General features: G+C 63.1%; 21 protein-coding genes. 19 read left to right on the forward strand and 2 right to left on the reverse strand.

Annotated features, from left to right (window positions below; translation table 11 throughout):
- The first annotated feature begins 448 nt into the window (after positions 1-448).
- The 14 genes from WD184_05290 to WD184_05355 all read left to right on the forward strand — a co-directional run bounded on the left by WD184_05290 (position 449) and on the right by WD184_05355 (position 15,031).
- Positions 449-1,624 carry a hypothetical protein gene (locus WD184_05290; GenBank protein ID MEX0826146.1) on the forward strand — a complete coding sequence of 392 codons (1,176 nt, stop codon included), beginning with the start codon at positions 449-451 and terminating at the stop codon, positions 1,622-1,624.
- A gap of 140 nt (positions 1,625-1,764) precedes the next feature.
- The gene (locus WD184_05295; protein ID MEX0826147.1) at positions 1,765-2,961 is read left to right on the forward strand and encodes a hypothetical protein; all 1,197 of its coding nucleotides are present in this window, start codon (positions 1,765-1,767) and stop codon (positions 2,959-2,961) included.
- 730 nt (positions 2,962-3,691) lie between these two features.
- Positions 3,692-4,354 carry a hypothetical protein gene (locus tag WD184_05300; GenBank protein ID MEX0826148.1) on the forward strand — a complete coding sequence of 221 codons (663 nt, stop codon included), beginning with the start codon at positions 3,692-3,694 and terminating at the stop codon, positions 4,352-4,354.
- A 63-nt stretch (positions 4,355-4,417) separates the two neighbouring features.
- A complete protein-coding gene (locus WD184_05305; protein ID MEX0826149.1) occupies positions 4,418-4,573 on the forward strand; it encodes a hypothetical protein in 156 nt (51 codons plus the stop codon).
- Positions 4,574-4,672: 99 nt separating this feature from the next.
- The gene (locus tag WD184_05310; GenBank protein ID MEX0826150.1) at positions 4,673-6,574 is read left to right on the forward strand and encodes a hypothetical protein; all 1,902 of its coding nucleotides are present in this window, start codon (positions 4,673-4,675) and stop codon (positions 6,572-6,574) included.
- The gene (locus WD184_05315) at positions 6,571-7,560 is read left to right on the forward strand and encodes a hypothetical protein (protein MEX0826151.1); all 990 of its coding nucleotides are present in this window, start codon (positions 6,571-6,573) and stop codon (positions 7,558-7,560) included. Before WD184_05310 ends, WD184_05315 begins: the two co-directional genes overlap by 4 nt.
- The gene (locus tag WD184_05320; GenBank protein MEX0826152.1) at positions 7,557-8,249 is read left to right on the forward strand and encodes a hypothetical protein; all 693 of its coding nucleotides are present in this window, start codon (positions 7,557-7,559) and stop codon (positions 8,247-8,249) included. The genes WD184_05315 and WD184_05320 overlap by 4 nt, the downstream gene beginning before the upstream one ends.
- Positions 8,246-9,568 (forward strand): DNA cytosine methyltransferase, encoded by a 1,323-nt coding sequence (locus tag WD184_05325; GenBank protein ID MEX0826153.1) that lies wholly within the window; start codon positions 8,246-8,248, stop codon positions 9,566-9,568. The genes WD184_05320 and WD184_05325 overlap by 4 nt, the downstream gene beginning before the upstream one ends.
- Positions 9,555-9,872 (forward strand): hypothetical protein, encoded by a 318-nt coding sequence (locus tag WD184_05330; protein MEX0826154.1) that lies wholly within the window; start codon positions 9,555-9,557, stop codon positions 9,870-9,872. The genes WD184_05325 and WD184_05330 overlap by 14 nt, the downstream gene beginning before the upstream one ends.
- A gap of 52 nt (positions 9,873-9,924) precedes the next feature.
- Positions 9,925-10,302, forward strand: coding sequence for a very short patch repair endonuclease (locus WD184_05335; protein ID MEX0826155.1), 378 nt, complete (start codon positions 9,925-9,927; stop codon positions 10,300-10,302).
- A 102-nt stretch (positions 10,303-10,404) separates the two neighbouring features.
- Positions 10,405-11,211 carry a hypothetical protein gene (locus WD184_05340; GenBank protein MEX0826156.1) on the forward strand — a complete coding sequence of 269 codons (807 nt, stop codon included), beginning with the start codon at positions 10,405-10,407 and terminating at the stop codon, positions 11,209-11,211.
- Positions 11,208-11,939 (forward strand): hypothetical protein, encoded by a 732-nt coding sequence (locus WD184_05345; GenBank protein ID MEX0826157.1) that lies wholly within the window; start codon positions 11,208-11,210, stop codon positions 11,937-11,939. Before WD184_05340 ends, WD184_05345 begins: the two co-directional genes overlap by 4 nt.
- 108 nt (positions 11,940-12,047) lie before the next feature.
- Complete coding sequence (locus WD184_05350) at positions 12,048-14,096, forward strand: RecQ family ATP-dependent DNA helicase (protein MEX0826158.1); 2,049 nt, start codon at positions 12,048-12,050, stop codon at positions 14,094-14,096.
- Positions 14,093-15,031 (forward strand): DNA-processing protein DprA, encoded by a 939-nt coding sequence (locus WD184_05355; protein MEX0826159.1) that lies wholly within the window; start codon positions 14,093-14,095, stop codon positions 15,029-15,031. The genes WD184_05350 and WD184_05355 overlap by 4 nt, the downstream gene beginning before the upstream one ends.
- An 85-nt stretch (positions 15,032-15,116) precedes the next feature.
- Here WD184_05355 and WD184_05360 read toward each other — a convergent pair whose 3' ends face one another.
- The gene (locus WD184_05360; protein MEX0826160.1) at positions 15,117-16,070 is read right to left on the reverse strand and encodes a hypothetical protein; all 954 of its coding nucleotides are present in this window, start codon (positions 16,068-16,070) and stop codon (positions 15,117-15,119) included.
- A 384-nt stretch (positions 16,071-16,454) separates the two neighbouring features.
- On the opposite strand from WD184_05360, the gene WD184_05365 reads away from it, so the two are divergent.
- The 3 genes from WD184_05365 to WD184_05375 are packed head-to-tail and all read left to right on the forward strand — an operon-like array spanning position 16,455 to position 17,118.
- Positions 16,455-16,790 carry a hypothetical protein gene (locus WD184_05365; GenBank protein ID MEX0826161.1) on the forward strand — a complete coding sequence of 112 codons (336 nt, stop codon included), beginning with the start codon at positions 16,455-16,457 and terminating at the stop codon, positions 16,788-16,790.
- Between the two features lie 16 nt (positions 16,791-16,806).
- Positions 16,807-16,950, forward strand: coding sequence for a hypothetical protein (locus WD184_05370; protein ID MEX0826162.1), 144 nt, complete (start codon positions 16,807-16,809; stop codon positions 16,948-16,950).
- Positions 16,951-16,968: 18 nt separating this feature from the next.
- Positions 16,969-17,118, forward strand: a complete 150-nt coding sequence (locus WD184_05375) for a hypothetical protein (protein MEX0826163.1) — start codon at positions 16,969-16,971, stop codon at positions 17,116-17,118.
- A 93-nt stretch (positions 17,119-17,211) separates the two neighbouring features.
- On the opposite strand, the gene WD184_05380 is transcribed toward WD184_05375, so the two are convergent.
- Positions 17,212-17,445, reverse strand: coding sequence for a hypothetical protein (locus tag WD184_05380; GenBank protein MEX0826164.1), 234 nt, complete (start codon positions 17,443-17,445; stop codon positions 17,212-17,214).
- An 80-nt stretch (positions 17,446-17,525) separates the two neighbouring features.
- On the opposite strand from WD184_05380, the gene WD184_05385 reads away from it, so the two are divergent.
- Positions 17,526-17,786 (forward strand): hypothetical protein, encoded by a 261-nt coding sequence (locus tag WD184_05385; GenBank protein ID MEX0826165.1) that lies wholly within the window; start codon positions 17,526-17,528, stop codon positions 17,784-17,786.
- Between the two features lie 167 nt (positions 17,787-17,953).
- Positions 17,954-18,358 carry a hypothetical protein gene (locus WD184_05390; protein ID MEX0826166.1) on the forward strand — a complete coding sequence of 135 codons (405 nt, stop codon included), beginning with the start codon at positions 17,954-17,956 and terminating at the stop codon, positions 18,356-18,358.
- Positions 18,359-18,373 lie beyond the last annotated feature (15 nt).

Here is an 18,373-nt window from a genome sequence, read left to right on the forward strand (position 1 = left end):
GTGCAATCCTTTGCGTGTCAACGAATCGCAAGGAGGTACAGGTCGTGTTCCCCACCCGCCACGCAATCCAGAGATTTCAGGAACGAGTTGCACCAGTGACAGCGGCCGAGGCTGCCCGACGCATCCGGGAGGCCGCCGCCTCGGCAACGATCCGCACCCGTCCGAGATGGTGGACGCCCGTGGCGCCCGCGGCCGGCATCCGCTTCGCGTACCCGCACACTCTGCCGGGAGTCTGCTTGCTGATCCGCGAAGACGCGGTCATCACCATCTTTGAGCGCCGTAGCTGCCGGAGGTGGCATGCCAGCCGGGCCGATAGTCTCGAGTCGGCAGCCGGCCGCTCCCAGCCATATCGGCGAGCGGCCCCTGGGCAACGCCTCGAGGAGGCCGCATGAGCGTCGGAGGTTCGGGGATTCCCCGGCTGCAGGACCTTTCATACCTTGAGGCGGCGATGGAGGCCCTGTCACGAGGGGCGACATTCGGAGAAGTCCGCATAGCCCTTGTTGATTGGGCGCGTGATCTTGAGCGCGCGGCGGACTTCGAAGGCTCGTTCTCGGAGAAGAAGTGGGAGGGGGTCCGAGCCGACGCAACCCAGTATGTCCACAACGTGGTCGACGTCCTCAAGGAGGGAGTTCGATTGGGATGGATCGAGAAGCCATCTCAGAGCCTGCCCTCAACGCCGCGCTCCGCCTATCTGCACCTCGCCGACAGGTTCAACCTGCGCCCAGCCGGGGAGCAATGGGTCGCTCTGTTACGCGCTAACAGGCGTGCCGCTTACGACCATCTGGTGGGGTTGCTCCTCGACGTTCATCCACAGTTTGAAGGATTCCTCCGAGCGGTCGGTGCCCGCGAGGACTCCACCGCACCTTCGATGACGGTGCCACTGCTCCGGTGGGACCGACATGAGCACGAGGCGGTCTATCTGGACAACTTGATCAGCGTGACTCAAGCCGCTGTCGCGGCCGGTTCTGTCGGCTGGTCCGTTCCACCCTCTCGGATCGAGGAGTCAATTCGATCGTATGTGACCCGAATCGCACAGCGCCGTGAGGCTCGTGGCAAGCCCCAGACACGCCGCGGGTTCCTCAAGACTTGTGAGGAAGCGGCGACGAAGTGCGCCTTCGCTGGGGCGGGCGTTCGACTCGACTACGTCAGCATGGAGCTGCTGAGGCGTTGGACGAAATTTCTCGGCCTTGCGGACTTCACATACCACGCTCCTGAGCCGTACGCCCTGCGCTTCTGGGCGACCTCATCGGTCTTGTCGGCAGGCGTTGGAACGGCGATCGCGCGGCGCGTTGGCTCTGAGATCCGCGGGGGAGTGCTAAGAGCCACCATCGAAGCCTGGAACGAGCGGCGAAGCCTGCCAGGTGCAGCGATGTATGCGCCCGTGTGGGAGTTGCGCGCTGCTGTTTGCTGGCGGATGAGGATCAGTGACACGGAGTGGGACAAGGCGATTTCGGAGCTTGTCCACGGCGGACATGCTGATGTCGGGTACAAGATCCACCTCGACCGGGCGAGCCTCGGGGCCGTGCCCGGCTCAACCAGACCGCTCGTGATACCGACCGCAGCCGGACAACTCCGTGTGTACAACGTTATGACCGTGGTCGCGGACCAAAAGGAGAAGAAATGACACACAACACACCACGAACCGCTGGCACCGTCTGGCTCCGGCGCAACTGGAAGCTCACCGACAACCCCTTCCCCACGAGCGGAATTGTTCGGCTCGGCGGCCTGGATCGTCGTGAGAATGGCCTGCTGTACGACGATCAAGTGAACGGCGTCAAGTACACGGAAGCGGTCGAGAAGTTTGTACTCGGCGCGGCGTTCTCAGGTCTCCGATTTGGGTTTCTCTGGTCGATGGGATTGGGGGGTGCCGACTCTGAAGCGCGTGGCTTCGGGAAGTCCGCGCTGATGCAGCACCTCGCATGGTCGTTGAATGAAGACTTCGGTCAGTCCGCGTATCTGTCGTGTGGCCTCGATGAGAGCGACGCGGCAGAGGCACCCATCTGCGGGCTGCTCACGAGCTTCGACACGACGCAGATCCGTAGTCTCGCTGCAGCCCTCTTCACCGCCGTTGAGTATGCCGTCGACTTCAAGACGGAAGATGATGTGCCAACGCTGGCCGTGCGGCTGAGGAATCGTCTTGCTGCTATCGCGGGCTCGGACGAACCCTCCGAATTGGTCAACCTCGTTCTTGCGGAGCAACGCAAGTTGCGCGGACGCACGCTCGGCCCACCTGACGAGAAGTTGGTGAGGGCCTTGTGCGCGGACGAGCCGTCGCTTGCAATCGACTACCTCGATCAGGTCAAGCCGGCAACACGAACTCGCAGCGGTGCGAACTTCCTGTCGACGTTTCTCTTGTTTGCATCAGCAGCCGGGATGAAGCATGTGCTTCTTTGCTGCGACCAATTGGAGGACCTCGCGTCGACGACGACCGCGAAATCGAAGCGTGACCTTGAGACCGAACGGTTCCGCGATGTCATTCTCGAGACGCTTCCAATGGCCGACATGCTGGCCGTCGTCGTGACGATGCATCCCCGTGCGGCGCTCGTCATCGGGTCGGCATGGCAGTTGGCCGATCTCCCGAGTTTCGAGCCGAACGAACTCGCCAATAGGCACCGTGTTGTGGTCCTTGAGGTGTTGAAATCCGTGGCAGAAGCCACCGGGCTGCTCCGAACCTACCTAGATGCCGCGCGCAAACCGGACAGTGAGAGGAGTTCAGGCGATCTCCACCCGATGACCCAGGATGCCGTTGATGCGATGTTCGCGCGCTCGAATCGCAAGCCGAGGGACATCCTCCGGAAAGCACATGGAATATTCGAGTACGCCGCCGGAGAGAACGTCGAAGTCATCGATGGCCACATTGTCGCCCAGTACCTCGACGCCCTTGGACCTGACGAGGACGACGCTGACGATCGGCCGAGCCTCGCGGGCCCAACCGGCGCGCCGGACTGGAGTTCGGGTTGACCGCGGTGAGCTTGGCCGTGTTGTGTAGGGACTTGTTCCTTCTGGGCCATGCGCATGTCGCCGCTGGACAGGCCGGTGAAGGCCACGCCTTTGAGAGACGCGTGCGACACCATCTGGACGCTTCGGGACTGCCTACGGCTCAGGGCTTTCGCGTACTCGGGCGCCATAGTGTGTCCGGTCTGTACCACCAACTCGATGAGCAAACCCGTTGCGCCGAGGCGATGGTCGTCGGGGAATGGAAGGCGTACAGGGGAACCATCCCAAAGAACGACTTGTTGCGTTTCAAGGCGGCGACGGATGATTATTGGCTCTCGGGGCCACGACCGCCGGATGTCCCTGTTATCAGGGTGTTCGGTGGCACCGGTCGGGTAACCGAGGCAATGCGCATCTATGCGGCCCAGCACGGCATCGTGGTCGTGACTCCCGACCGGTGGCCGATTCCGACCGTACTGGACACTCGCTTGGTTTGGAGACCTGGCGATCTGGAGCCCGTCAGCGCGATTGACCACAAGACGATGACGAGCCTCATCCGGCCCCTCGGTACGGTCCTCGCCCAACAGCCAGATGGATCGTGGCGGATTCCTCCTGTGCCAGCGGCCCCAGATCTTCGGCACCGACTCGACGTGTGGGCTCACCACTCGGATCGAGCATGGGGCTGGTGGGATGACAAAGTTCCTGAACGTTTCGACCTCTTGCTCGAAGAAGGGGCACGCGGACTCGGGAGGGTCGCGTGACGCTTCTATCAAAGTGCCGCAAGTGCCGATCGATACTCGCACCATGGGAGGTGGCGGCCGGCGGCTGTAGGTGCGAGGGCCCGAGAACGAAGAGTCTCGCCGAAGTGTTCTACTCGGTGTTATGCACAGCGCAGGACCCGCTGCCTCGCTACGACATCTTGCGAATCGCCAAGGCGGACTTCGACACCTTCGCTGGTGACATGACGGCGACCGCCGTTCTGGCTGCCGACAAGCGTTTCGTGTGGACAGGCCGTGGCGTTTACGGCCTCTACAGGCATGGCCCGCTGCCGGGAGCACGCAATCTTGAGGAAGTATCCAGACTCGTGTTGGCCGCGGTCGGGACCCTCCACGTTGACAGCCTGGCGTTCATCCTCAAGCAGCTTGGATACCGTTTTTCACTTGCGTCACTCCGTAACGCGCTCAGCAGATCTGAGTACATCACGTGGAGGGGCGGCTGGCACCATGCGTCTAGCGACATAGCGCGCCGGGCCCTTCGCTCCGACCTTCGTGCCGTTCCGGGCAAGGAGGCGGCGGAGTTTGATGAGATCATTGACAGGCTCCGGATTGTGGGCAATCGCGCAGTCGCCCGGCGCAAGAGGATCGTGAGCGCCCCCCGTACCCTGTCGGAGATCTCCGGGATCGATTGGGGTGGCGCTTGAGGGACGGTGGGGTTCCGTGACTCGAGATTTCCCAATACGCAGCGAAGCAACTACCGGTTCCATATGGCAACGTCGATAGCGATCATGGGAGGCGTCAAAAGGGGTGACGCCGAATCGCTTGCTGCCGTCGATCTCTCATTAATCAAGCACTCCCTGAATCCTGCCTACAAGGCCGTCGATAAGGTCATGAACAAGGAGGTCGCCCCTGCAACACGCTAGACCAAGTCGCAAAGTCCTCGATCTCCACCCGCAATCGCCAGCCCCGGCATCGCGCCGGTCGGCCTGTCTATTGTGCGGCCCGGCGCGGGAGGACACAGTTTGAACTGGCTATGGGATCAGACCGATGCTGGGAAGATCGGTCTATCTGGCGATATCGCGAAACTGTTCCGACACGAGGAGCCCAAGCAGCCCGGCGTCTTCGCTCAAGATGCACCACCTGCTGCCGCCACTCTGCTTGCCCGCGAAGTGATCCAGAACTCCTGGGACGCAGCGATCGAGCTCAAGGAGCAGCTAGGCCCCTCGGCGGATCATCAGTTCTCGATCACCTTCGAATTCGCCGACTTGATCGGTGATGAGAAACGCGCGCTAATCGAGGCGCTCGACCTGGCAGGCCTGGCCGACCGGGTCGGGCAGATCGATCGCCGGTCGATTGGACTGGGCCAGCACGACTGCCTTGATCAACTCGATGACTCGGGGGCCCCCCTGAGCGTGCTGAGGATCCTTGAGCACGGTGCCACCGGGATGTATGGGCCGTGGACCCAGAACAAGTCACACATGTATCTGGCTCTCGTCAGCCTCGGGTATACCGAGAAGTTGGCTGGCGCTGGTGGGTCATATGGGTATGGGAAAGCCGGATTGATCAACGGGTCCCGGATACGGTCTGTGATCGCGTACAGCTGCTTCGCCGAGCGGCAGGATGACCCCGGTGTTACCCGGCGGCTTTTGGGGATGACGTATTGGGGCCAGCACGACATCGGCGGTGCCAATTTCACCGGGATTGGAAGCCTCAGCACCGGAAGAGGTGGCCTAATCGAGCCCCATATCGATGATGAGGCAGACAGCGTCGCCGCCTCGATGGGCTTCACCGCGAGAAGTAGTGATGAGGTCGCTGGGCTCGGCACATCCTTCCTCCTCATCGATCCAACGGTTGGGCCGGAGGATCTGAGGCGGGCCATCGAGCGATCATGGTGGCCGGCCCTGCACGAGGGCGACTTCATCATCGATATCACCGGTGCAGACGGGTCGTCCCACCCGCCGCGCCCGATGCAGGACGAGACCCTGCGGTCGTTCATCGATGCGTGGGAACTGGCGGTCGGACGCCGAGACGCTCGCCGCGACGAGTGGGCGAGCGAGCTGTCAGGCCCGAGCGCCGCATCCCCAGATGGCGAACGTTTCGACGCCGTCGGGAACCTGGGCTTGGTCGCGGATCTTTCGGGCTGGTCCTACGCGGACGCGCAGGTCGGGCCCGAGGACGAAGAGGTCAGCCAAAAGAGTCTCGTTGCGCTGACCAGGGGACCCCGCATGGTCGTTGAGTACTTTGTGGCTGGGCAGAGTCCGCCCTATCTGCGTGGGGCGTTCAGTGCTTCTTCCGAGATAGACGACCTGTTGAGGCGAACTGAGCCCAAGGCCCACGATTCCTGGAGAACCAAGCCAAGCGACGGGGAGGTCGACCCCTATGCGGCGACTTTGGCAGACCATGTCATCAAGCGAATTCGCTCTGCGGTCAACAACCATCGCGGTCGCCTCAAGCCGGCAGTGCCCCCACCCGAGGATCTGAACCTTCCGTTCTTCAATGAGATCATGCGGCGAGTCATGTCGGGTGCAGGGAAGGGAACTCGACAGCCTGTACCCGAGGTGCGCGAGATTTCGATTCATCTCAGGCAGGGCCCCAGGGAGTCCTCAAACGGATTGATCGAAATGGAGGGCACCGCGACGTTCTCATTGTCGGACCATTACGACGGGGAATCGGCGGATGTAGAGGTGTCGATCTCCTACAAGTTCATCGAAGATGGCCGCGTCGGGGCGTCGGCGGACCTAACCCTTTCAGCGCCCGACGGTGCCGTCGCCGTTGGGCCTGGGGTGTACCGTGCCAGGCTTGATCGCGAGAGCACGATCGCGATCGGCTTCTGCTCGGAACCCTATGACCCCCGGTGGTCCGGACGGCTATTTGCCAATGCCGAGATCACAAAGGTTGCTCACTCGGGAATAGCTACCGAATGAGTAGAGAGACCAGGACGGTCCGCCCCTTCGTCGGTCTTGATGCCCTTGAGCGGTGCTTGGATCACACGACCCTTTACTTCGGCCAGGAACCGTGTGAACCCAACTCAAGTTTAGCAGCTGACATAGAGATCCATGAGTTCCTGATAAGGCCCGTATCGCTGGAGTGGGTGCCCGAGGGCCAGTTCGAGGCCTTCCGCGCTGGACTCCTAGAGGCATGCGTTGCGGCGGGTATAGCCCCTGAGTCTGTGAGTCTCGCTGCGGTTGCGATGAGCGGCTTTCTGAAGCTGTCGCAGGTGGTGCTCAATGTTTCGCTTGTGGAGCTCGATCGTCTGGATCGCGTTGTCGACCTCGCCGCTGACCCACGTCCTGACCCGTTTCGCACTCCGTTCAACGGATTCGGTGTCGACGTGTATCTCCTGCTTTCGGAGGCCGTCGATGCTCGGCCCCTGAAGCCGTCGAAGAAAGGAACCTGGCTCTCGCGGGTCAGTTTCCGAATCGACACGCACCTCGCGCCAGCCCTGCTTCCGCCCACTCCGCTGACCGGTGAGCTCCGACAGCAACTGGGCCTTCCGGCTCGCACGCTTCGATATTTGCAGTTCGGGGATCACGATCTCCTCGAGCCCTACCGTGAGCAGGAACAGCCAGTCTTCTACGTCGACGAAGACATCCTCGCGCAGCTAAGCGTTCGTCGGACGTCGGCTGCGAGCAAAGCGATCCAGCTTCAGCTAGCCCAGGACTTCGTGGCCGCGGTGGTTCGTCGCGCCGCAGGTCAGCCGGATCTTGAGACGGTCGCCTACGACGATGTTCGCGAGAGTCTCCTCGGTAGCGTCATCCGGCTCGCCGCCGGTCCAAAAGCCTTGGATGGCGATCGGCAAACCCTTCTGGTGATGGTCCGCAACGACCCCGAGTACGTCATCGCCAGAGCCGAGCACTTCGTCGATGTGGCAAGCGGATTTGTAAATGTCCTGAAGGACGGGGACTCATGACCTACCCCGTCCTGACCGGAACGAAGTGCGCAGAGCTCGCTCGGCAGCTCTTGCAGGGGACGTCCCCTGCGATCGAGGCGTTTGCCGACTGGGTGGGCGTTGGCCCTGAGGTCGACCTCGGCCCGATTGAGCGGGCTGCGGCGCTGATTCTCGCCGAGATGACGTCCGCCGGTGATTCCGACAAGGACATGTTCGAGGGCCGTTACTGCGTGCTCATTCACGACGCGTTGGCGGCGGTTCCGATCGAGATTCGGGATGACCGGGGCTTCTGGCGGTTCCTCGCCCTCAAGTACTTCTGGCCATTCATCAAGTGGCGCGAGGCAGAAGCGTTCGAGCGTGAGAACCACCTGAGATATGTGGACGCTGCCTCCAGTACGGAGTCAGTCATCACTCGAATGCACCTTCGGGCGGCGGCAGTCGGCGGTCAGGAGTGGGCGCGTTTGGCTGGTGGAATCCCCAAGTCCACGGACTTCTGGCGCAGTCACATCCTTAGAGTGCGAACCTGTACCGCGCCGCCGGTGGCGAGGGCCTTTGCGTCTCGCCAGATGGACGAGAGGCTCAGCACCCCCTTGGTTCGGCAAGTAGCGCGCCGGGTGAATCGAACATGGACGAACGTGGAGTTGCACCTTTACGATGACGATGAGGCGCGCGATCTCATCGATGATCTCTGGTTGGGTGATGCCGAGTGACTGAACGGCTGGTGATGGATACTTACTCGGCTCTGCAAGGTGGTAGGCAGACCTTTGAGGGGGTCGCCGGGCGCGTCGTGCATCGGTTGTCATTGGGCGCTCTCCGGTCGACGTCATCCGTGGCATCTCCCGACTGGGCAAACTCCGATCCCAAAGGCGCGTGGTGGCGCGCCTACCTCGAGGGCAGCGTTCCGGTTCCAGGGGTCGTCGAGAGTCGCGTGCTGCGCACCGTCGATCTTTTCTGTGGACCCGGTGGCTTGGCCAATGGACTCAAGGCCTTGTGTTCTGACCTCGGCGTTACGGTGGTTTCAGAGCTGGCGGTCGATCAGGATCCGAACGCCACGGTCGTGTACGCGGCGAACCACGGGACCCGCCGTCGTTCGACTGATTCGGTGGCTCGGCTAGTCGACTTCAGCGTCCGCAAGCGGCCCGAAGGTGCCGATTTCACATATCCACCGGACTTGACCGACCGCGGGCTTTCGCAAGCGATCAACGGGGTCGATTTGGTCCTGGCAGGACCACCGTGCCAAGGCCACTCGAACCTGAACAACCACACCCGCCGTGAGGATCCTCGTAACAGCCTGTACTTGACCGTGCCGGCATTCGCGGTCGCGATCGGCGCGCCGATGTGCATTATCGAGAATGTCCCGGCGGTCCTGAACGACTCCACTCGTGTCGTTGAGATTGCGAGATCCCTATTCGAGCGCAACGGATACCACGTCGAGACTGGGATGCTGTCAGCCGCTCACATGGGTTGGCCCCAAACCAGGCGTCGCCACTTCCTAGTCGCGCGGCGCGAGGTGCCGCCCATTCCTTTGGACACGGTCGCTCGCACGCTGGGGGAGGATTCCCCGAGATCCGTTTGGTGGGCGATCGGGGATCTCGAGGACATCACGAGCGACAGCCTTCTCGACGCCGTCACCGGGCTCTCTGCCGAGAACGTGAGCCGGATCGACTGGCTGTTCGACAACGATGAGCACGACCTGGCACTGCCGGAGCGCCCGGTGAGCCACAGGGGTGGAACCACCTATACGGCCGTCTACGGGCGCCTACAAAAGGATGCACCGTCCCAGACAATCACCACTGGATTCATGTCGCCGGGTCGGGGCAGATACGTGCATCCGACTCGCCGTCGCGTCTTGACGGCGCATGAAGCCGCTCGCATCCAAGGGTTCCCCGACACTTATGCATTCAATCCGAATCCATCCCAGCCACCGACGCGGGCCCTTCTTGCCAAGTGGATTGGCGACGCAGTCCCTATGCCCCTCGGATATGGAGCTGCGCTTTCGGCCCTAGGGGGTGGGCTTGGCCAAGAATGAGAGTTGGTCGGATACTGAGATCAGGGCCTCGCTCGAGTGCTACACGGCCATGGTGTTGCTAGAGCATGCCGGCATCGGGTTCTCGAAGGCCGACTTCCGTCGATTAGTAGAAGGGATGCTCGCCGGTCGATCTGAGAAGGCGATCGACTTCAAGTGGTGCAATGTCAGCGCCATCCTTGAAGAATCCGGGTTCTCCTATTTAAGCGCGTACAAGCCGATGGAGCACTATCAGGAGCGACTGCGAGAACTGACCGGCGTCTGGATGCTCGAGCACCCGCTTCTCCGCAAGCTCCTGAGCGGGTGAGCTGTTGGTCGTGAGCGGACCTTCCGCCAGCTCGCCTGCTGCCCTCAAGCGGATGCAGGCGACTCGTCGGCGCGATACCCCGAAGGAGGTCGCCCTACGGAGTGCGCTCCACCGCCTGGGACTGCGGTTTCGGCTCCACCGACCGATCGAAGGTGTCGCTCGAACCAGGCCCGACGTCGTCTTCATATCGGCCCGGGTAGCTGTATTCGTGGACGGATGCTTCTGGCATCGCTGTCCCGAGCACGGGACCGACCCCAAGGCGAACACTCGATGGTGGAAGGAGAAGTTGGACCGCAACGTCGAGCGCGACCGGCGGGTGGGCGAGCAGCTCGCCGAATTGGGATGGAGGGTGATGCGGATTTGGGAACACGAAGACCCTGATCAAGCTGCGGACCGGGTAAACGCGGCTGTCCGTGCGTTACAGCGATAGCTCTTCCGCTGGACGGTCGAACCTCGACACTCACGCTCGATCGAAGTGCTCGACGCTTCGCGTCGGTGAAACCCGTCGCGCTCGCGGCGTATCGTCCCCGCAATGGTTTCAGGCGAGGGGCAACGAGTCATCGACACCGTGATCACGCGTCAGCGCGATTGGGCGGCCGGCCGAGCGCTCGATCCGAGCGGCACGCGGTTCTTGCATCCAGAGGATGCGCTTCAGGTCGAGCTTGATCCGACGACACGCGCCGAGTTTGCAGCCGGTGCCGGGGGAGAACTCGATCGCCTCACCAGCCTGCGCAGCTCGAGCTGTCTGGCCATCAACGTCTTTTCCCCTTGGCGTGGCTCGCCCGGCCCGGTACTCGATGCTCTTGGGTGGAACGTGAGCCAGGCGCCCCTGCAGTTCGAGGCCCGGCAGCCGACCGGATTGGGAGGTGTCGCGCCGCATCTCGACGTACTTGCCTCTGGGACCGGAAAGGCACTCGGGATCGAGTGCAAGTTTCTCGAGCTGTACGCCGAGGCGAGGAACACCTTCCGCCCTTCGTACTTTGATCGCGACGGTCTGTGGAGGGGGCTACCTCGGGCTGAGGCGTTGGCGCGAAGCATCGCCGAGGGATTGGTGAGGTTCCGATGGTTGGCGGCCGGTCAGTTGGTGAAGCATGCGCTTGGCTTGTCCAAGAACCAGCCGGACGGCTTCGCGCTTCGGCTTGTGTGGTATCGGGTAGAGGGGCCGATCGCCGACGCGCTCGAGACTGAGATCGCGGACTTCGGGCGAGCGGTGGGGGAGGAGCTGTCATTCGAGGCGATCACCTATCAGCGGCTCATCTCGGCGCTGCGACAATACGCCGAACCGATTCCGGGCTACTTCGACTACCTCGCGGCGCGCTACGGGCTCGACGGGCGATGAGCCTTCCGCTCCTTGATCTGTGCAGTCGTCCCGAGGTGAATCGCCGTGACGGATTGGCCTCAGCAGTCGCTGGAGTCGACGTAGATGAGCTGGCGGCGGCATACAGGGACACGGTGTCGCTGGCTCCCCGGAGGAGGGCGCCGTATCTGGTGGCGACACACGACGGAGCGGGTGGAGCGTCCAATTTCAAGAGCGAGAAGGTGCTGGCCAAGGCGATCTTCAATGCGGACCGACCACTCCAGGTCGGGGATCGCCATGTACAGATCATCGATTACGAGGTGCCGCTGAGAGACGTCCGCGCCGACGCCGGAGTCGGGGAGATCGACCTTCTCGGGGTGGAGGTCCAGGAACCCCGTCTCTGGATCATTGAACTCAAAGTGCACCCGAACTCTGACACTCCCCTTAAGGCACTGCTTCAGGCGCTCCGCTACAGCGCCATCCTCGAGGCGAACAGCGACAAGATCGCCTCAGAAGTCTTTGAGCGCCGGGGTGTCCGAGTCGAGTGGCCCGCGTCGATCGCCGTTGCCGCCGACGGTTCGTACTGGACGAGGTTGGCTGACACGGTCCCGGCCGGCGAGTCGTTGGTGGCACTACGCAGGCTTTCCATGCAGGTGACCAAACGGCTCTCGATCCCGATTCATCTGGTCGATCTGGGGAACCTGGTGGCCGAGATGGGCGCGAATCAACGAGTGCTGCTCCGAGACCCGCTCACCGTGGAGACGCTTTGAGTCCTCGGAGGGGCGGCGGAGCGCACCTCCCTGGATTCTGGGATTCCGGAACGTGTCGCATCGAGGACGTATCTTCGAAGGGATGACTCGAACGCGAACGCCTCCAGGATGACCTACGACCGAGCCCTTGAGCTGCTCCGGTCTGCGACCGGGTCGAATGTGGCCGAGTTTCGTGGCGGGCAGTGGGAATCGATCGAAGCGGTGGTTGTCGGGCGGCGCCGGGTCTTGGTCGTCCAGCGCACGGGGTGGGGCAAGTCGGCGGTGTACTTCGTTGCGACTCGTCTGCTGCGTGAGGCGGGCATGGGACCAACCGTCGTGGTGTCGCCGCTTCTCGCACTGATGCGGAATCAGATCGAAATGGCCGCGCGGCTCGGTCTTTCGGCTAAGACGGTCAACTCGACGAATCGAGACGACTGGGACGCGATCTTTGTCGAGATCGCCGAAGGCCGCGTCGACGTCCTCTTCATCTCCCCGGAGAGGCTGAACAACCCGGAGTTCCGCTCGGAAGTGTTGCCCGATCTCCTGAAGTCCCTTGGTCTCCTTGTGGTCGATGAGGTCCACTGCATCTCGGACTGGGGCCACGACTTCCGGCCCGACTACCGCCGGTTGGCCAATGTCGTGGCCCTGTTGCCCCCGGGGGTGGCGGTGCTCGGCACCACCGCGACGGCGAACGATCGGGTGGTGTCGGATGTTCGGGAGCAGCTGGGCGAGAACCTGATGGTGGTGCGAGGGCCGCTCGACCGAACCAGCCTGCGGCTGCAAATTGTCGGGCTTGAGTCACCGGCCGACCGGCTCGCCTGGCTCGCCGGCACCATTCCAGGCCTTGCAGGCTCGGGAATCGTCTACACGCTGACGATCAAAGGTGCCCAGCGGGTCGCCCGCTGGCTTCGGTCCCAGGGGGTCGACGCGGTTGCCTATTCGAGCGAGACCCCTGACGAGGAGCGGATCGACATCGAGCGACGGCTCAGCGATGGCTCGCTGAAGGTGGTCGTGGCCACCTCGGCACTTGGGATGGGTTACGACAACCCCTTCATCCAGTTCGTCATCCACTACCAGTCGCCGGGCTCACCGGTGGCGTACTACCAGCAGGTCGGCCGCGCCGGGAGGGCGGTCGACTCGGCCATCGGCATCCTCATGACGGGATCAGAAGACGCCGACATCCAGGACTACTTCATCCGCACTGCGTTCCCCACGGAGGAGCATGTCGCGGAGATCCTGGGGGCTCTCGATGGTGCAGATGGCCTTACGGTGCGGCAGCTCGAGCAAGTCAACATCCCGGCGGCCCGCCTCGCCGGTGCTCTCAAGGTGCTCGAGGTGGAGGGGGCGGTGTACCGCGAAGGTTCGCGGTGGTACCGATCGGCCGAGCGGTACCAGTACCCCAGGGAGCGCGTTGCGGCCGTGACAGCCCAACGTCGTGCCGAACAGGCGATCATGCGCGAGATCATCGAAGGGGATGGATGCATCCTGCATCAACTGCGTCTCAGCCTCGACGATGACTCGAGCGCGCCATGCGGGCGGTGCAGCAACTGCGTCGGCGAAGTTCTCCCTGTCGCAGTTCCCGGTGGCCTCGCGCAGGCGGCGGTCGACTTCATTCGGGGGGAGTCCACCACCATCGAACCTCGTAAGCGGTGGCCGTTCCCGATCAACGGAACCACCACGATCGGGCGTCCCTTTGCCGAGGGGCGGGCGTTGACGCGGTGGGGGGACCCTGGGTTGGCCGCCCTGGTGGAGCGGGGCAAGTACCGCGACGGTTCCTTCTCTGACGACCTCGTGATCGCGGCGGTGGAATCCATTCGCCGGTGGTCGCCGCGCCCGGCCCCAGAATGGGTGACCTCGGTGCCCGGTCTTGCTTCAGGTGATCTGGTCGGCGACTTCGCGGTTCGTTTGGCCGATCGCCTCCGTCTGCCATACCTCCCGGCCGTGAGAAAGTTGAGGGTGAATCGGCCGCAGAAGACCATGGAGAACTCGACCCGGCAGGTCAAGAACCTACTGGGGGTGTTCGAAGTGGTGTCGCCCTGTGCTGGGCCGGTTCTCCTGGTGGACGACATGGTGGATTCACGGTGGACCCTGACCGTTGTCGGCGATCTTCTCGGGAGGAGCGGGGTAAGTCACGTGTACCCTCTCGCGCTCGCGGACACATCACGGGGAAGCGGATGAAGCTGTCAGACGACGCCAAGGCCGTGCTCGTGCTGACCACTCGCCTCGGCGACCCGCAGCGCCCCGCTCTTCCCCCTGGCCAGTGGCACTCCTTCTCGCAGGCTCTCGGCGACTCTGGCCTCAGGCCATGCGATGTGTTCTCGCCCGACGCTCTCGAACGCATGGGACTCGACCCGGAGCGGAGGGCGCGGATCGATACCCTCGTCGCCGACGCCGCCCACGTGATGGTGGACCTCGAGTCGGTGAGTGCCCGTGGCATCTGGGCGATCACCGCGGCGGATGAGGATTACCCAGAGCGGCTCAGAACCCTGGACTCCCTGGCACCACCGGTTATTTTCGGGGTCGGTGACCACCACCTCCTCGGTCGGCGGGGGGTGGGGATTGTCGGGTCGCGTGACGTGGGGCCCGACGGGGTGGACGTGGCCCGGGAGGTTGCTACCGCCGCGGCCGAAGAAAGCCTGACAGTTCTGTCGGGGGCGGCACGCGGCGTCGATCAGCAGGCGATGGCAGCGGCGTATCAGGCGGGCGGGTCAGTAATAGGCGTCCTCGCCGACAGCCTGGAACGGCAGATCAAGACCGCCGATGTGCGGTCCTCGCTCGACGCAGGCACCACATGCTTGGTCACCCAGCAGCATCCCAAGACTGGCTTCACTCCGGCGGCGGCGATGGCCCGCAACAAACTGGTCTACGCGATGGCATCAGCGACGTTCGTGGTGGCATCGGGCCTGAAGGGTGGGACCTGGGAGGGGGCGACGGAAGCGCTGCGAAGAGGCTTCGGGCGCGTGGCGGTCTGGCGCGGCCCAGGCCAGGGGCCGGGGAACGCGGAACTCGAGAAACTCGGTGCCCGCTCGGTCGACAAGGTTGCCGACCTGTTCGAATACGTCGCGGAGGAACGGCTGCCAGAGCATGAGCAACTCACGATCGAGCTGAGTTAGCCGGGGTCGGGGCTAGGACTCGCGCGGAGCCAACCGTCGCGCCAATGCCAACAGCACCGCCTTGTCCTCGGCGGCGTACTCGCTATCAGCCACGCCAGGCATCCTCGTTCTCCGTCATCCAAGCGAGCAGTTCCTCAGCCTCTGCGGGTCCACGTCCGGGTGCGAGGTCAACGAACAGTTGAGTCAACGCAACCTGCACCAACCCTCCTTCGCGGCGCGTCCTCGCGAAGATGACCTGATCGAATGGCTCGAGCAGGATCACGTTTGCCCCACGGTCGGCGGGTCGGATATCGAGGACTCCAGCGAGGCTGGGGAGATTTGAGCTGTACACGAGGGCAAGTCGCGGGGGAGCGACTCTGAGGCCTTGCGGCAACGCATAGGTGCCAGACAGGGCGTACTCCTGCGCACTGGACGTCTGAAGGTCGCGGATGACTGCATCAAGCCCACGAGGTGCGATGTACTCCGCCGCCCGGTTCGATCCGAGCAGCGAGTAGTCCTGCGTCCATCGTCTGAGGGTGCCGATCCAGTCGACGAACGCAATCGAGCCATCCCGGTCACGTTCGAGGAGCTCCTCATTCTCCAGCAGCCCCGCAACCCGGGACAGGGTCGCGGGTGCTACGTCCGCTCGTTCCGCTAGCTCACGGAGCCCGGTGGGCGCCTTGAAGTCCACGAGTGCGCGCAGCGCGGCTCCGGTTGCCCGACCCCGGAGGCTCTTTAGGGTCGAGTTCCCTGGGTTGGGGTTTCGGTCCGCACCCTGGGTCTCGATGAAGACAGCGGGCCTGGCGCTGGTTAGCCAGAGGTTTCCGGTCAGATCAGCGTATCCGATGCCGCGTTCCCGGAGCTTGGCGCGTGCAGTAGGAGAGATGTACGGAGAAGCCAACAGCCCGATCGCGGAGGTGCCCGTGCCCTGGTCGATTGACGATACATACCGGGATAGTTGCTGGGCTGCATTGGCCAGGTCGCGTGTCGTGCTCGTGGTCTTGGCCTCGATGACGAGAGTGACTGATGTGCCGTCGGGTGCTTCGAGCGTGAGCATCATGTCGGGCCGTAGTTGAGGGGGCAGGCGGCTATTCGGGGTTTCGCGGTAAGACCATGTGGCAGGCAGGCGCTCTTTGAGCGATTGCACCACTTCAGCGAGGAGTTCGCTCTCGGGTCGATCCGCGGTAGTTCGATTGATCATGGTGGTGTTTCAGTTATCGTCTTGTTTCGTGAGATCTGAAACAATATCATTTCTGAAACAGATGGTCAACGAGAGGGCCTCGCCGCCATGGCGCGCAGCACGCCCTTCTGACTACTTCAAGCTGTACTGCCCGTGCCCGGAGAAGCACTTCAAGACGGTACACTTGACGCCGTCCGGCGCTAACTACGCCAAGAACCTTCGCAAGTGGTTAGAGCGACAGTCATGTTGGGAGGGTGACTTCTGATGCGGATTTCCGTCAGCACGCTGTTCCATGTCTCCGGACGCGACGACGAGTTGGAATCCCATCTTGATGACGTCATGGAGCGACTACTTGAGATAGGGGTCCTTGATCCCTCTATCGGAGGCTCCCTGGCGTCTGGCCAGGTCGAGGTGTCGGTGGATGTCGAGGCGAAGAACATCCGACGGACGCTGCGTGCCGCCTTCGACATCGTCCTCCGGGCGATCACCGCAGCCGGTGGCACGGTGATCGACTCGCTGGGGGAGCCGATCCAGTCCCATCGGACGGATGCCACCAACGCGCCGAGCTGGGACCGCAAGAGCCTTAGCGTTGCGGCCTAGTCATTGGCTCGATGCCATGAAGAAGTGGGATGAGCTGACCAGTGACCGTCGTGCCGCTCCTGGCTATCGGGAGCGGGTCGACGCCGAGAAGCGCAAGGCGCTCGGGGAGCTGCATGAGTTCAACCTCGCCGGGCTGCGGCGCATTCTCGACTTCACCTAGGAGGAGCTCGCCGGGCGCATGGGCACCGACCAGTCGCGGATCTCGCGGGTCGAGAACGAGGCCGACATGCGACTGTCCACCCTCCGGGCCTATGTCGAGGCCCTCGGCGGACAGATCAGGATCCTCGCCGAGATCCCCGGCCAGGAGGCGTTTTCGCTTTCGGTGTGATGCCCCTGCCCGATCGGCACGGTTTGGAGCCCGAATGGTTAGTCCGCCCGGCTCAGAAGGGTATTGACACGTGAAGAGAAGATGGAGAGGCTGCTACCCGGGCCGCTTCACATAGGCTCCGGGATCCTCGCGTTGCTTCTTGATCGACTCCATGAGGTCTTCGTTCCTGAGAAGGGCCGCCTCGGCTTCGGTCATCACCACTGCCGGCTTCAGGGTGATGGTGCCATCGGGTGCGACGGTTGCCAGGTAGCGCCGGTGACTCGCAATCTTCCCCAGGCTGGCGCGGAGCCGCTGGTCGAGTTCTACCAACAGTGGGTCGGGTGACATCGGTGTCACCCTACTTCTTTGGGGCCAATGCGGCAAGAGGGTATCGGGGTAATGGGGCACGATGAGGGTGAGGGTGATCTATGGCCGAGGTGTGGTTGAGCCCGGGGATCGCCCTCCCGCAGTACGAGAGCCTCCGGGGCGACGCCCGAATGCGCCGCGTGCTGGGCCGGGTCGATGGGATCCTCGACGCTCTCGAGAGAGACCCTGGCCAAGCTTGGCTGAGAGCGCACCGGTTTCGTGACCCGCCGCTCTGGTGCGTCACGTTCGACGCCGGCGGTGAATCGTGGGCGATCCTGTGGTCGATGGGCGAGGATGGCAAGGTGCTCGTGGACTTCCTCTAGGGTCGGCGAGGTTCGCCTGAGCGGTCTGGGTGGAGAGGCGCGATCGAAGCACGGCGGATGCGCTAGTGACATCACGGCATCGCGATGGCGCTTGTGAGTCCAACTTGAGGTCCCTTCGTGTCACACCCAGGTGACACCTTGATCACCCGTCGAATCAGGTGGTTCTCGTGTCTGTAACCGATCCACAACTCCGATCGCTGTATGCTCGGCTTGAGGAGGTCCTCGGCCCCGATCACGCCGAAACGCTCATGACCCATCTTCCTCCGAGGCACGAACTCGCCACCAAGGGTGATCTTCAGGAACAGATAGGTCTGGTGCGCTCGGATCTTCAGGAACAGATAGGTCTGGTGCGCTCTGATCTTCAGGAACAGATAGGTCTGGTGCGCTCGGAGGTCGCCCTTCTCACCGTCCGCTTCGATGGTCTCGACGAGCGGTTTGATCGTCTCGAGGACCGCTTCGAAGGGCTCTATTCCCTCATGCACGCCCAGTTCCGCAACTATTCGGTGGTGGCCGCCTCGTTCATGACCGGGATGACCGCGGTGTTCGGGGTGATGCTGGCCTCGTTCGGGTAGGAGCCCTTGCCCGGC

The organism is Acidimicrobiia bacterium (genome assembly GCA_040878325.1).
In the GTDB taxonomy this organism is placed as follows: Bacteria; Actinomycetota; Acidimicrobiia; order Spongiisociales; family UBA11373; genus JAUYIV01.